Origin of the sequence: Streptomyces shenzhenensis (assembly GCF_021462265.1) — a bacterium.
In the GTDB taxonomy this organism is placed as follows: domain Bacteria; phylum Actinomycetota; class Actinomycetes; order Streptomycetales; family Streptomycetaceae; genus Streptomyces; species Streptomyces shenzhenensis.
In genome coordinates this window covers 67,151-80,289 of record NZ_JAJONF010000028.1, presented here as the reverse complement: position 1 = coordinate 80,289, position 13,139 = coordinate 67,151, and the positions used below count along the sequence as shown (strand labels likewise).

Annotated in this window: 13 protein-coding genes; all 13 read left to right on the top strand. The window is 69.2% G+C overall.

The window, feature by feature from the left end:
- Window positions 1–15: 15 nt before the first annotated feature.
- The 13 genes from prmC to atpD all read left to right on the top strand — a co-directional run bounded on the left by prmC (window position 16) and on the right by atpD (window position 13,026).
- Entirely contained in the window at window positions 16–861 is an 846-nt protein-coding gene (prmC, locus tag LQ326_RS30400) for a peptide chain release factor N(5)-glutamine methyltransferase (protein WP_234542249.1), read from the top strand.
- Window positions 862–922: 61 nt separating this feature from the next.
- Window positions 923–1,570 carry an L-threonylcarbamoyladenylate synthase gene (locus LQ326_RS30395; RefSeq protein WP_234542248.1) on the top strand — a complete coding sequence of 216 codons (648 nt, stop codon included), beginning with the start codon at window positions 923–925 and terminating at the stop codon, window positions 1,568–1,570.
- Complete coding sequence (locus LQ326_RS30390) at window positions 1,567–2,250, top strand: arsenate reductase/protein-tyrosine-phosphatase family protein (protein WP_181805128.1); 684 nt, start codon at window positions 1,567–1,569, stop codon at window positions 2,248–2,250. The genes LQ326_RS30395 and LQ326_RS30390 overlap by 4 nt, the downstream gene beginning before the upstream one ends.
- Window positions 2,251–2,626: 376 nt before the next feature.
- A complete protein-coding gene (gene glyA / locus LQ326_RS30385; protein ID WP_234542247.1) occupies window positions 2,627–3,871 on the top strand; it encodes a serine hydroxymethyltransferase in 1,245 nt (414 codons plus the stop codon).
- A gap of 149 nt (window positions 3,872–4,020) precedes the next feature.
- Window positions 4,021–5,418: an MraY family glycosyltransferase gene (locus tag LQ326_RS30380; RefSeq protein ID WP_234542246.1), complete on the top strand. Its 1,398-nt coding sequence runs from the start codon at window positions 4,021–4,023 to the stop codon at window positions 5,416–5,418.
- 301 nt (window positions 5,419–5,719) lie between these two features.
- A complete protein-coding gene (locus tag LQ326_RS30375) occupies window positions 5,720–6,151 on the top strand; it encodes a Cg1360 family ATP-synthase-associated protein (protein ID WP_234542245.1) in 432 nt (143 codons plus the stop codon).
- Window positions 6,152–6,361: 210 nt separating this feature from the next.
- Window positions 6,362–7,198, top strand: coding sequence for a F0F1 ATP synthase subunit A (gene atpB, locus LQ326_RS30370; protein WP_181805890.1), 837 nt, complete (start codon window positions 6,362–6,364; stop codon window positions 7,196–7,198).
- A 75-nt stretch (window positions 7,199–7,273) separates the two neighbouring features.
- Window positions 7,274–7,525 (top strand): ATP synthase F0 subunit C, encoded by a 252-nt coding sequence (gene atpE, locus LQ326_RS30365; RefSeq protein WP_093499060.1) that lies wholly within the window; start codon window positions 7,274–7,276, stop codon window positions 7,523–7,525.
- A gap of 37 nt (window positions 7,526–7,562) precedes the next feature.
- Window positions 7,563–8,108 carry a F0F1 ATP synthase subunit B gene (locus tag LQ326_RS30360; protein WP_234542244.1) on the top strand — a complete coding sequence of 182 codons (546 nt, stop codon included), beginning with the start codon at window positions 7,563–7,565 and terminating at the stop codon, window positions 8,106–8,108.
- A complete protein-coding gene (locus LQ326_RS30355) occupies window positions 8,105–8,926 on the top strand; it encodes a F0F1 ATP synthase subunit delta (RefSeq protein WP_234542243.1) in 822 nt (273 codons plus the stop codon). The genes LQ326_RS30360 and LQ326_RS30355 overlap by 4 nt, the downstream gene beginning before the upstream one ends.
- A gap of 132 nt (window positions 8,927–9,058) precedes the next feature.
- Window positions 9,059–10,648, top strand: a complete 1,590-nt coding sequence (gene atpA, locus LQ326_RS30350) for a F0F1 ATP synthase subunit alpha (RefSeq protein ID WP_234542242.1) — start codon at window positions 9,059–9,061, stop codon at window positions 10,646–10,648.
- A 21-nt stretch (window positions 10,649–10,669) separates the two neighbouring features.
- Window positions 10,670–11,590 carry a F0F1 ATP synthase subunit gamma gene (locus tag LQ326_RS30345; RefSeq protein WP_234542241.1) on the top strand — a complete coding sequence of 307 codons (921 nt, stop codon included), beginning with the start codon at window positions 10,670–10,672 and terminating at the stop codon, window positions 11,588–11,590.
- Window positions 11,590–13,026 carry a F0F1 ATP synthase subunit beta gene (gene atpD / locus LQ326_RS30340; protein WP_234542240.1) on the top strand — a complete coding sequence of 479 codons (1,437 nt, stop codon included), beginning with the start codon at window positions 11,590–11,592 and terminating at the stop codon, window positions 13,024–13,026. Before LQ326_RS30345 ends, atpD begins: the two co-directional genes overlap by 1 nt.
- Window positions 13,027–13,139 lie beyond the last annotated feature (113 nt).

The following is a 13,139-nucleotide window of genomic DNA, read 5'->3' as shown; positions in this document are numbered from 1 at the left end:
ACACGGAGGACCAGCGTGAACCTGCTGCTCGCCGAGGTGGCCCAGGCCACCCAGCGGCTGGCCGACGCCGGCGTGCCCTCGCCGCGCACCGACGCGGAGGAACTCGCCGCGTTCGTGCACGGCGTGAAGCGGGGCGCGCTGCACTCCGTCAAGGACTCCGACTTCGACGCCCGTTACTGGGAGGTCATCGCCCGCCGGGAGCAGCGCGAGCCGCTCCAGCACATCACCGGGCGGGCGTACTTCCGGTACCTCGAACTCCAGGTGGGGCCTGGCGTGTTCGTGCCGCGCCCCGAGACCGAGTCCGTCGTCGGCTGGGCCATAGACGCCGTGCGCGCCATGGACGTGGTCGAGCCCTGCATCGTCGACCTGTGCACCGGCTCCGGCGCCATCGCGCTCGCCCTCGCCCAGGAGGTCCCGCGCTCGCGCGTACACGCCGTGGAGCTGTCCGAGGAGGCGCTCCAGTGGACCCGCAAGAACATGGCGGGCTCCCGGGTCGACCTGCGCCAGGGAGACGCCCTGGAGGCCTTCCACGACCTCGACGGCCATGTCGACCTGGTCATCTCCAACCCTCCGTACATCCCGCTCACCGAGTGGGAGTACGTCGCCCCCGAGGCCCGCGACTACGACCCGGAGCTGGCCCTGTTCTCCGGAGAGGACGGCCTCGACCTGATCCGGGGCATCGAGCGCACCGCGCACCGGCTGCTGCGCCCCGGCGGCGTCGTCGTCATCGAGCACGCCGACACCCAGGGCGGCCAGGTGCCGTGGATCTTCACCGAGGAGCGGGGCTGGGCCGACGCGGCCGACCACCCGGACCTCAACAACCGCCCCCGCTTCGCGACCGCCCGCAAGGCGCTGCCGTGAGCACCCCGCAGGCAGTGTTTTCCGAACTCCAGAGTTACGTGTACGAGGAGGCCCGCTAGACATGGCACGGCGATACGACACCAACGACGCGACCGACCGCGTGACGGGTCTGCGCGAGGCCGCGTCCGCCGTCCGCCGGGGCGAACTGGTGGTGCTGCCGACCGACACGGTCTACGGCGTCGGCGCCGACGCGTTCACCTCGGAGGCGGTCGCCGACCTCCTGGAGGCCAAGGGCCGGGGCCGCAACATGCCCACCCCTGTGCTCATCGGGTCCCCGAACACGCTCCACGGTCTCGTCACCGACTTCTCCGAGCTGGCCTGGGAACTGGTCGACGCGTTCTGGCCGGGCGCCCTCACGCTGGTCGCCAAGCACCAGCCGTCCCTGCAGTGGGACCTGGGGGACACCAGGGGCACGGTGGCCGTCCGGATGCCCCTGCACCCCGTCGCCATCGAACTGCTCACCGAGGTCGGCCCGATGGCCGTCTCCTCCGCCAACCTCACCGGACACCCGGCCCCGGAGACCTGTGACGCCGCGCAGGAGATGCTCGGCGACTCCGTCTCCGTGTACCTCGACGGCGGTCCGACCCCCGCCAACGTGCCCTCGTCGATCGTCGACGTCACCCGCGAAGTTCCGTTGCTGCTGCGCGCGGGCGCGATCTCGGCGGAGGAGCTGCGGAAGGTCGTACCCGACCTCGAGGTGGCGAATTGACAGCCCCTGACGCGGGGCGTGGCATAGGCAACGGGGAAAGCGCGGCGGAGATCACGACGACGTTCGTGGGGCTGCCTCGTGACAGTTTCCGCATCCTCCACGTCAGCACCGGCAACGTGTGCCGCTCGCCGATCACCGAGCGGCTGACCCGCCATCTCGTGACGGACCGGCTCGGCGCCTTCCTGGGCGGCGGGCTGGTCGTGGAGAGCGCGGGCACCTGGGGCCACGAGGGCGCGCCCATGGAAGCCAACGCGGAGGCCGTGCTGGCCGAATTCGGCGCGGACGCCTCCGGCTTCGTGGGCCGCGAACTGCTCGACGAGCATGTGATCCGGGCCGACCTGGTCCTGACCGCCACCCGTGACCACCGCGCCCAGGTCATCTCCATGGGGCACTCGGCGGGTCTGCGCACCTTCACGCTGAAGGAGTTCACCCGGCTGGTCCGCGCGATAGACCCGGCGACGCTGCCGCCGCTCTCGGACGGCGTGGTGGTCCGCGCGCGTGCGCTGGTGCGGGCCGCGGCGGCGCTGCGGGGGTGGCTGCTGGCGCCTACGGCGGAGGCGGACGAGGTCTACGACCCGTACGGGGCCCCGCTGCCGTTCTTCCAGTCGATCGGGGACGAGATACACGAGGCGCTGGACCCGGTGGTCACGGCGCTCACCGGGGTGCCGGCGCGGATGTAACCCCCTGCTGTCGGCGTTCCTCACACCGGCACCCGGCACTGCAGGCCGTGCCCACCCTCCCCCACGCTCGGCTTCGCTCGCGCGGGGGGACCCCCATAGCCCTGCGGAACGCCTGCCCACGGCGGGGGCGGGGGCGAAGCGCCCCGTAAGGGGCGCGGGGAGCTGCGGGAGCAACCCCCACGCCCCCGCGGTCGCGCGACCCTCCGCAACCACCCCTCCGGCGGCGACACCCCCACGCTCCCGCGGTCGCGCGACCCTCCGCAACCTCCCCTCCGGCGGCGACACCCGCCACCACGGTCGTACGCACAAACCGCGCATCCGCCCCATACCGGGCCTACATTGGTCATACGTCACCGTCGACCGCCCGGAGTCCCTCATGTCGGTCACCTCCGCCCTCGTCGAGGGCGATCTGCTGCGGCGGCAGGATCCGGAGCTGGCCGAGGTCCTGCTGGGGGAGCTGGCGCGGCAGTCGACGTCGTTGCAGCTGATCGCCGCCGAGAACTTCACCTCGCCGGCCGTGCTGGCGGCGCTGGGCTCGGCGCTCGCCAACAAGTACGCCGAGGGGTATCCGGGCGCCCGGTACCACGGCGGCTGCGAGCTCGTGGACGTCGCCGAGCGGCTCGCCGTCGACCGGGCCAAGGCCCTGTTCGGCGCCGCGCACGCCAATGTGCAGCCCCATTCCGGCTCGTCCGCCGTGCTGGCCGCGTACGCCGCGCTGCTGCGCCCCGGGGACACCGTGCTCGCCCTGGGGCTGCCCTACGGCGGTCATCTCACGCACGGCTCGCCGGCCAACTTCTCCGGCCGCTGGTTCGACTTCGTCGGGTACGGGGTGGACGCCGAGAGCGGGCTCATCGACCACGACCAGGTGCGGGCGCTGGCCCGCAGCCACCGGCCCAAGGCGATCGTGTGCGGGTCCATCGCCTATCCACGCCACATCGACTACGCCTTCTTCCGCGAGGTCGCCGACGAGGTGGGCGCCTACCTGATCGCCGACGCGGCGCATCCCATCGGGCTGGTCGCCGGCGGCGCCGCGCCGAACCCGGTGCCGTACGCCGACGTCGTGTGCGCGACCACGCACAAGGTGCTGCGCGGGCCGCGCGGCGGGATGCTGCTGTGCGGTGCGCCGGAGCTCGCCGAGCGGCTCGACCGCGCGGTGTTCCCGTTCACCCAGGCCGGCGCGCAGATGCACACCATCGCCGCGAAGGCGGTCGCGTTCGGGGAGGCGGCGGCACCGGCGTTCACCGCGTACGCCCACCAGGTGGTCGCCAACGCGAGGGCGCTGGCGGCCGGGCTGGCGCAGGAGGGGCTGGTCGTCACGACCGGGGGCACCGACACGCATCTGATCACCGCCGACACCGCGCCGCTCGGGGCCGACGGCCGGGTCGCCCGGGGGCGGCTCGCGGCCGCCGGGATCGTGCTGGACTGCTGTGCCCTGCCGCACGGCGACTCCCGGGGCCTGCGGCTGGGCACAGCCGCCGTGACCACGCAGGGCATGGGCGAGGCGGAGATGACCCGAATCGCGGTGTTGCTGGCGGGCGTGGTGAGCGGTGTCACAGACGTGGGGAGGGCGCGTGAGGAGGTGCGGGAGCTCACCGGTAGATTTCCGCCGTATCCCCACTGAGACGGGGTAGGCGCAGCGTCGTGCCGGCGTTGTACGCCCGGCTCACAGCCGCACGTGCAACCATCGTCGCTACCCGGAAGTCCCCATACATATGCGTCCCTCGCTAGGGTGTGGGGCTGTGATGGCCAGCGAGACATGTGGGGAAGCCTGTGCGTGAATACCTGCTGACGCTCTGCATCACGGCCGCGGTGACGTACCTGCTGACAGGGCCGGTGCGGAAGTTCGCGATCGTGGCAGGGGCCATGCCGGAGATCCGGGCGCGTGACGTGCACCGGGAACCCACTCCGCGGCTCGGCGGGATCGCGATGTTCTTCGGCCTGTGCGCCGGGCTGCTGGTCGCCGACCACATGTCCAACCTCAACGAGGTCTTCGCCAAGTCGAACGAGCCGCGGGCGCTGCTCTCCGGCGCGGCGCTGATCTGGCTGATCGGTGTGCTCGACGACAAGTTCGAGATCGACGCGCTGATCAAACTGGGCGGTCAGATGATCGCCGCCGGCGTCATGGTCATGCAGGGTCTGACGATCCTGTGGCTGCCCGTCCCGGGTGTCGGCAACGTGGCCCTGACCCCGTGGCAGGGCACGCTGCTGACGGTCGCTCTGGTCGTCATCACGATCAACGCGGTGAACTTCGTCGACGGCCTGGACGGTCTGGCCTCCGGCATGGTGTGCATCGCGGCCGCGGCGTTCTTCCTGTACGCCTACCGCATCTGGTACTCGTACGGCATCGAGGCCGCCGCCCCGGCGACGCTGTTCGCGGCGATCCTGATGGGCATGTGCCTGGGCTTCCTGCCGCACAACATCCATCCGGCGCGGATCTTCATGGGTGACTCGGGCTCGATGCTGATCGGGCTGGTGCTGGCCGCGGGCGCGATCTCGATCACCGGTCAGGTCGACCCGGACGTGATGAACCTGTTCGCCGGGTCCGAGCGCAACGCCGTGCACCAGACGGTGCCGGTCTACATCCCGCTGCTCCTGCCGCTGACCATCATCGCGGTGCCGGCCGCCGACCTGGTCCTGGCGATCGTGCGGCGCACCTGGCGGGGCCAGTCGCCGTTCGCGGCGGACCGCGGGCACCTGCACCACCGGCTCCTGGAGATCGGCCACTCGCACAGCCGGGCCGTGCTGATCATGTACTTCTGGTCGGCGCTGATCGGCTTCGGCACGCTGGCCTACTCGGTGAACTCGGCCTCCATGTGGATCGTGCTCGGTGTGGCGATCCTCAGCGCGGTCGGCCTGGGGCTGCTCCTGCTGCCGCGGTTCACGCCGCGCGCCCCGATGTGGGCGCAGGCCTTCGTGCCGCCGCGCTACCGGCGCCGGGGGACCGCCGCGGCGGCCGTCGAACCGGCGGCGGCGACGTCGGAGGCGGAGGCCTTCGACGAGCCGGAGGAGACGGAGGAACCGGAGAAGCCGTGCGACGAGCACCGCTCCCCGGTGACCACCGGAGCGGCCCCGGTGAACGGCGTGAGCAGGACCTCGGTCAACGGCTCGACCGCCCTCAGCGCCCGTTCCCGCATCCTGGACCGGCGCACTTCCGAGACCTCCCGCTGACCCTGCCAAGGTAAGAATCTGACTAGAGCATTGCCAAGTCGTGGGGGACCAAAGCCCCCCAATACCAGACACAACGGCCTGGTTATCGCTCAGACGCGCAGAGTCACTCTCATGTGTGACAGCAAGCACACCTACCAGGTAAAGACCTCATCAAATAGTTTGTGATACGGTTCACGAGAACCCCGGACAGAGTCGAAGGACCCGACTGCGACGGTCCGTCAGCGTGAGGTCTTCGACCCTCCGACCGGGACTACGCTCGTCCATGACGACACCTGCCCCCCTTGAAAGCGGAGTTGCCGCCATGCCGTCCAATGACGCCCGGAACCTGGCCCAGGCCGCCGTACCCACGGCCGCCGTCGGCGTGCTCGCCGCCGTCGTCGGCGGGGTGGTCGCGGGCGGCAAGGGGGCCATCGGGGCGGTCGTCGGGACGGTGATCGTGATCCTCTTCATGGGGATCGGTCTCTACGTCCTGCAACGCACCGCCAAGTCGTTTCCCCAGCTGTTCCAGATGATGGGCCTGATGCTCTACGCGGCGCAGTTGCTGCTGCTGATCGTCTTCATGGCCGTCTTCAAGAACACGACGCTGTTCAACCCGCGGGCCTTCGCCATCACGCTCGTGGTCGCCACGCTCACCTGGATCGTCGCGCAGACCCGCGCCCACCTGAAGGCCAAGATTCTCTACGTCGAACCCGGCAAGGCCGGCGAGACCGAGAAGACCGGGCATGCGTCGTGAGAGGTAGGGCCGGGATAAAGGCGCAGGAGAGATGCTGCTATCGTCCGGTGCCAACTGCGGCATCGCGGGCGCGGGCATCTGAGCTGACGCCTGTTCAATCGCGAGGCGAGATGCCCCCCAGCCGCCCCCACATCCGTAACACCAGTCCCGTGCCGAACCGCGGCCCTGCGCCGCGCCGACACAACGAGGTTGCCGTACCCATGCGCCACGATGAAGGAGCCCGCGGTGAGTGCTGACCCGACGCAGACGCTCGCTTTCGACACGAGCTGTCACCTGTTCGACGGGTGTGGCTTCCCGGCTCCGGGCCTCCACTCGTTCCTGTTCAAGCCGCTCTTCGGCGACGCGGACAGCAACCTGTACTTCAACAAGACGATGCTGCTGGCGCTGCTCGGTTCGATCGTCATCGTGGGCTTCTTCTGGGCCGCCTTCGCCAAGCCGAAGGTCGTCCCGGGCAAGCTCCAGATGATCGCCGAGACCGGCTACGACTTCGTCCGGCGCGGCGTCGTCTACGAGACCATCGGCAAGAAGGAAGGCGAGAAGTACGTTCCGTTCGTCGTCTCGCTGTTCTTCTTCATCTGGATGATGAACCTCTGGTCGATCATCCCGGTCGCCCAGTTCCCGGTCACCGCGATCATCTCGTACCCCGCGGCGCTGGCCGCCATCGTCTACATCACGTGGGTCGCGCTCACCTTCAAGCGCCAGGGTTTCGTCGGCTTCTTCAAGAACGTCACCGGCTACGACAAGACGCTCGGCGCGGTCCTGCCGCTGTCGATGACGATCGAGTTCTTCTCGAACCTCATCGTCCGCCCGTTCACGCACGCCGTGCGACTCTTCGCGAACATGTTCGCCGGTCACACCCTGCTGCTGCTCTTCACGATCGCCAGCTGGTACATGCTGAACGGCATCGGCATCGCCTACTCCGGTGTCTCGTTCGTCATGGTTCTCGTGATGACCGCCTTCGAGCTCTTCATCCAGGCTGTCCAGGCTTACGTCTTCGTACTGCTGACCTGCAGCTACATCCAGGGCGCGCTCGCCGAGCACCACTGAGCGCCAACCTGACCACTCACCCAGTCATCCGGTGGCCAACCCCCACCGGTCATTGAAAGAGAAGGAAGAACCGGCATGTCCGCTCTTGCGCAGGCCACCCTCGCCGCCACCCAGATCAAGGGCAACCTCGGCTCGATCGGCTACGGCCTCGCCGCGATCGGCCCGGGCGTCGGCATCGGCATCATCTTCGGCAACGGCACGCAGGCGCTCGCCCGTCAGCCCGAGGCCGCCGGCCTCATCCGCGCCAACCAGATCCTGGGCTTCGCCTTCTGTGAGGCGCTCGCCCTGATCGGTCTGGTCATGCCGTTCGTCTACCCGACCTCCTGACCCGACCGTCGCGCACCATTAGACGAAAGGCACTGATATGAGCCTCTTGGTTCAGCTGGCGGCGGAGAAGCCCGAAAACCCTCTCGTCCCGCCGGTTCCAGAGCTCGTCATCGGCCTCATCGCCTTCGTCATCGTCTTCGGCTTCCTCGCCAAGAAGCTCCTTCCGAACATCAACAAGGTTCTGGAGCAGCGCCGCGAGGCGATCGAGGGCGGTATCGAGAAGGCCGAGGCCGCGCAGACCGAGGCCCAGAGCGTCCTTGAGCAGTACAAGGCGCAGCTGGCCGAGGCCCGGCACGAGGCCGCGCGCCTGCGCCAGGAGGCTCAGGAGCAGGGCGCCACGCTCATCGCCGAGATGCGCGCCGAGGGCCAGCGGCAGCGCGAGGAGATCGTCGCCGCCGGTCACGCGCAGATCGAGGCCGACCGCAAGTCCGCCGCGCAGGCGCTCCGTCAGGACGTCGGCCAGCTGGCCACCGACCTGGCCGGCAAGCTCGTCGGTGAGTCCCTGGAGGACCACGCCCGTCAGAGCCGCGTGATCGACCGCTTCCTCGACGAGCTTGAGGAGAAGGCCGAGGCGGCTCGATGACAGCGCACGGAGCGAGCCGCGGGGCACTGGCAGCCGCACGTGAGCGTCTCGACGCGCTGACGGACTCCACGTCCGCGGACGCGACGCGGCTCGCCGACGAGCTGGCGGCCGTCACCGCGCTGCTCGACCGCGAGGGAGGCCTGCGCCGGGTCCTCACCGACCCGGCGCAGTCCGGCGAGGCCAAGGCCGAGCTGGTCCGGCGCCTGATCGGCGGGCAGGTCTCCGAGGCGACCGCCGACGTGGTGTCCGGCCTGGTCCGCTCCCGCTGGTCGCAGCCCCGCGACCTGGTGGACGCGCTGGAGGAGCTGGCGAGCACCGCCGACCTCACGGCCGCGGAGAAGTCCGGCGCCCTGGACGACGCCGAGGACGAGCTGTTCCGGTTCGGCCGGATCATCTCCTCGAACACCGAGCTGCGCGCCGCGCTCACCGACCGCAAGGCGGGCACCGCGGCCAAGACCGAGCTGCTGCACCGGCTGCTCGGCGGCCGTGCCAAGCCGGTCACCGAGCGTCTGGTGACGCGCCTTGTGACCGCGCCGCGGGGACGTAGCCTGGAAGCGGGGCTGGAGGCCCTGTCCAAGCTGGCCGCGGAGCGCCGCAACCGCGTCGTCGCCGTCGTCACCTCGGCGGTACCGCTCAGCGAACCGCAGAAGCAGCGCCTGGGCGCCGCCCTCGCGAAGCTGTACGGCCGCACGATGCACCTCAACCTCGACGTCGACCCCGAGGTCGTCGGCGGGATCCGGGTGCAGGTCGGTGACGAGGTCATCAACGGTTCCATCGCGGACCGGCTGGAGGACGCGGCCCGCCGTATGGCGAGCTAGCCCCCCGGTACACGAGAAGAGCAGTACGTACTCACGACGGCCCTGGTTGGGCCGTACAAGAAGAATCCTGGGGGTCGCCCCCAGACCCCCCAAGTGAAACTTCGGGCCCAACAAGGAGAGCAGGGAACCCAGATGGCGGAGCTCACGATCCGGCCGGAGGAGATCCGGGACGCGCTGGAGAACTTCGTCCAGTCGTACAAGCCGGACGCGGCCTCGCGCGAGGAGGTCGGTACGGTCACCCTTGCCGGCGACGGCATCGCGAAGGTCGAGGGCCTGCCCTCGGCCATGGCCAACGAACTGCTGAAGTTCGAGGACGGCACCCTCGGCCTCGCGCTCAACCTGGAAGAGCGCGAGATCGGTGCCATCGTCCTCGGTGAGTTCAGCGGCATCGAGGAGGGTCAGCCGGTGCAGCGCACCGGTGAGGTCCTCTCCGTCGCGGTCGGCGAGGGCTACCTCGGCCGCGTCGTCGACCCGCTCGGCAACCCGATCGACGGCCTCGGCGAGATCGAGACGTCCGGCCGCCGCGCCCTGGAGCTGCAGGCTCCGGGCGTCATGGCCCGTAAGTCGGTGCACGAGCCGATGGAGACCGGCTACAAGGCCGTCGACGCGATGACCCCGGTCGGCCGCGGCCAGCGCCAGCTGATCATCGGTGACCGCCAGACCGGCAAGACCGCCCTGGCCGTCGACACGATCATCAACCAGCGCGACAACTGGCGCTCGGGCGACCCGAACAAGCAGGTCCGCTGCGTCTACGTCGCCATCGGCCAGAAGGGCTCGACCATCGCCTCCGTGCGTGGCGCCCTGGAAGAGGCCGGCGCGCTGGAGTACACGACCATCGTCGCCGCCCCGGCGTCCGACCCGGCCGGCTTCAAGTACCTGGCGCCGTACACCGGCTCGGCCATCGGCCAGCACTGGATGTACGACGGCAAGCACGTCCTCATCATCTTCGACGACCTCTCGAAGCAGGCCGACGCCTACCGCGCCGTGTCGCTGCTGCTGCGCCGCCCGCCGGGCCGTGAGGCCTACCCGGGTGACGTCTTCTACCTGCACTCCCGTCTGCTGGAGCGCTGCGCCAAGCTCTCCGACGACATGGGTGCCGGTTCGATGACCGGTCTGCCGATCGTCGAGACCAAGGCCAACGACGTCTCGGCGTTCATCCCGACCAACGTCATCTCCATCACCGACGGCCAGTGCTTCCTGGAGTCGGACCTCTTCAACGCCGGTCAGCGCCCTGCGCTGAACGTCGGTATCTCCGTCTCCCGAGTCGGTGGTTCCGCGCAGCACAAGGCGATGAAGCAGGTCTCCGGCCGACTGCGTCTGGACCTCGCCCAGTACCGCGAGCTGGAGGCGTTCGCCGCCTTCGGTTCCGACCTGGACGCCGCGTCGAAGTCGCAGCTGGAGCGTGGTCAGCGACTGGTCGAGCTGCTCAAGCAGGCTCAGTACCAGCCGATGCCGACCGAGGACCAGGTCGTCTCCGTGTGGGCCGGTACCACCGGCAAGATGGACGACGTCCCGGTCGCCGACATCCGCCGCTTCGAGAAGGAGCTCCTTGAGTACCTGCACCGCAAGGAGCAGGGCCTCATGACCTCCATCAAGGAGGGCGGCAAGATGTCGGACGACACCCTCACCGCTGTTGCCGACGCGATCGCCGAGTTCAAGAAGCAGTTCGAGACCTCGGACGGCAAGCTTCTCGGCGAGGACGCCCCGGCCGCGGCCAAGTGACGTAAGGAAGGGACCTGACTCATGGGAGCCCAGCTCCGGGTCTACAAGCGTCGCATCCGATCCGTCACCGCGACCAAGAAGATCACCAAGGCGATGGAGATGATCGCCGCCTCGCGTGTCGTCAAGGCGCAGCGCAAGGTGCGGGCCTCCGCGCCGTACGCGACCGAGCTCACCCGCGCGGTCACGGCGGTCGGTACCGGGTCGAACACCAAGCACCCGCTCACCACGGAGGCGGAGAACCCGGTCCGTGCCGCGGTGCTGCTCCTCACGAGCGACCGCGGTCTGGCCGGCGCCTTCAACTCCAACGCCATCAAGGCCGCCGAGCAGCTGACGGCGCGCCTTGTGACGGAGGGCAAGGAGGTCGACACGTACATCGTCGGCCGCCGCGGTCTGGCCCACTATAACTTCCGCGAGCGCAAGGTCGTGGAGTCGTGGTCGGGCTTCACCGACGAGCCCTCGTACGCGGACGCCAAGAAGGTCGCGGCGCCGCTGATCGAGGCCATCGAGACGGAGACGGCAGACGGCGGGGTGGACGAACTCCACATCGTCTTCACCGAGTTCGTGTCGATGATGACGCAGACGGCGCTCGGCGACCGGCTGCTGCCGCTCAGCCTCGACGAGGTCGCGGAGGAGGGCGCCGCCAAGGGCGACGAGATCCTCCCGCTGTACGACTTCGAGCCCTCGGCGGAGGACGTCCTCGACGCCCTGCTGCCGCGCTACGTGGAGAGCCGTATCTACAACGCGCTGCTCCAGTCGGCGGCTTCGAAGCACGCTGCCACGCGGCGTGCGATGAAGTCGGCCACCGACAACGCGGGCGAGCTGATCAACACGCTCTCCCGGCTTGCCAACGCGGCCCGCCAGGCCGAAATCACCCAGGAAATCAGCGAGATCGTCGGTGGCGCCAGCGCCCTGGCCGACGCGACCGCGGGGAGTGACCGCTAATGACCACCACTGTTGAGACCGCGACGGCCACGGGCCGCGTCGCCCGGGTCATCGGCCCGGTCGTCGACGTGGAGTTCCCCGTCGACGCGATGCCGGAAATCTACAACGCCCTTCACGTCGAGGTGGCCGACCCGGCCAACGCCGGCGAGAAGAAGACGCTGACCCTGGAGGTCGCCCAGCACCTGGGTGACGGCCTGGTCCGCACCATCTCCATGCAGCCCACCGACGGTCTGGTCCGCCAGGCCCCGGTCACCGACACCGGCGACGGCATCACCGTCCCGGTGGGCGACTTCACCAAGGGCAAGGTGTTCAACACCCTCGGTGAGGTGCTGAACGTCGACGAGCAGTACGAGGGCGAGCGCTGGTCCATCCACCGCAAGGCCCCCAACTTCGACGAGCTCGAGTCGAAGACCGAGATGTTCGAGACCGGCGTCAAGGTCATCGACCTGCTCACCCCGTACGTCAAGGGTGGCAAGATCGGTCTGTTCGGCGGTGCCGGCGTCGGCAAGACGGTGCTCATCCAGGAGATGATCTACCGCGTCGCCAACAACCACGACGGTGTCTCCGTGTTCGCCGGTGTCGGTGAGCGCACCCGTGAGGGCAACGACCTCATCGAGGAGATGGCCGACTCGGGCGTCATCGACAAGACCGCCCTGGTCTTCGGTCAGATGGACGAGCCCCCGGGCACCCGTCTGCGCGTGGCCCTGGCGGGTCTGACCATGGCGGAGTACTTCCGCGATGTGCAGAAGCAGGACGTGCTGTTCTTCATCGACAACATCTTCCGCTTCACGCAGGCCGGTTCCGAGGTGTCGACCCTGCTCGGCCGGATGCCCTCCGCGGTGGGCTACCAGCCGAACCTGGCCGACGAGATGGGTCTCCTCCAGGAGCGCATCACCTCGACCCGCGGTCACTCGATCACCTCGATGCAGGCGATCTACGTCCCCGCGGACGACCTGACCGACCCGGCCCCGGCCACCACCTTCGCCCACCTCGACGCGACGACGGTGCTCTCCCGTCCGATCTCGGAGAAGGGCATCTACCCGGCCGTGGACCCGCTGGACTCCACGTCCCGGATCCTGGACCCGCGCTACATCGCGGCGGACCACTACAACACCGCCATGCGCGTGAAGACGGTCCTCCAGAAGTACAAGGACCTCCAGGACATCATCGCGATCCTCGGTATCGACGAGCTGGGCGAGGAGGACAAGCTCACCGTCCACCGTGCCCGTCGCGTGGAGCGCTTCCTGTCCCAGAACACCCACGTCGCCAAGCAGTTCACCGGCGTCGACGGGTCGGACGTCCCGCTGGACGAGTCGATCGCCGCGTTCAACGCGATCATCGACGGCGAGTACGACCACTTCCCGGAGCAGGCGTTCTTCCTGTGCGGTGGCATCGAGGACCTCAAGGCCAACGCCAAGGAGCTGGGCGTCTCCTGAACACCGTGAGTTCTTGCGGACTCATTGAGTTCTTCGTGTGAGGGGGCGGGCGCGTCCCGCCCCCTCACGCACGCCTACTAGAATTGACCCCAACACCCGGCGCCCCTGCCGGG

Coding starts and splice junctions, on each gene's coding strand:
- LQ326_RS30345 (WP_234542241.1), top strand. CDS start 10,670: ATGGGAGCCCAGCTCCGGGTCTACAAGCGTCGCATCCGATCCGTCACC.
- glyA (WP_234542247.1), top strand. CDS start 2,627: ATGTCGGTCACCTCCGCCCTCGTCGAGGGCGATCTGCTGCGGCGGCAG.
- LQ326_RS30395 (WP_234542248.1), top strand. CDS start 923: ATGGCACGGCGATACGACACCAACGACGCGACCGACCGCGTGACGGGT.
- atpE (WP_093499060.1), top strand. CDS start 7,274: ATGTCCGCTCTTGCGCAGGCCACCCTCGCCGCCACCCAGATCAAGGGC.
- LQ326_RS30375 (WP_234542245.1), top strand. CDS start 5,720: ATGCCGTCCAATGACGCCCGGAACCTGGCCCAGGCCGCCGTACCCACG.
- atpA (WP_234542242.1), top strand. CDS start 9,059: ATGGCGGAGCTCACGATCCGGCCGGAGGAGATCCGGGACGCGCTGGAG.
- LQ326_RS30355 (WP_234542243.1), top strand. CDS start 8,105: ATGACAGCGCACGGAGCGAGCCGCGGGGCACTGGCAGCCGCACGTGAG.
- atpB (WP_181805890.1), top strand. CDS start 6,362: ATGAAGGAGCCCGCGGTGAGTGCTGACCCGACGCAGACGCTCGCTTTC.
- atpD (WP_234542240.1), top strand. CDS start 11,590: ATGACCACCACTGTTGAGACCGCGACGGCCACGGGCCGCGTCGCCCGG.
- LQ326_RS30360 (WP_234542244.1), top strand. CDS start 7,563: ATGAGCCTCTTGGTTCAGCTGGCGGCGGAGAAGCCCGAAAACCCTCTC.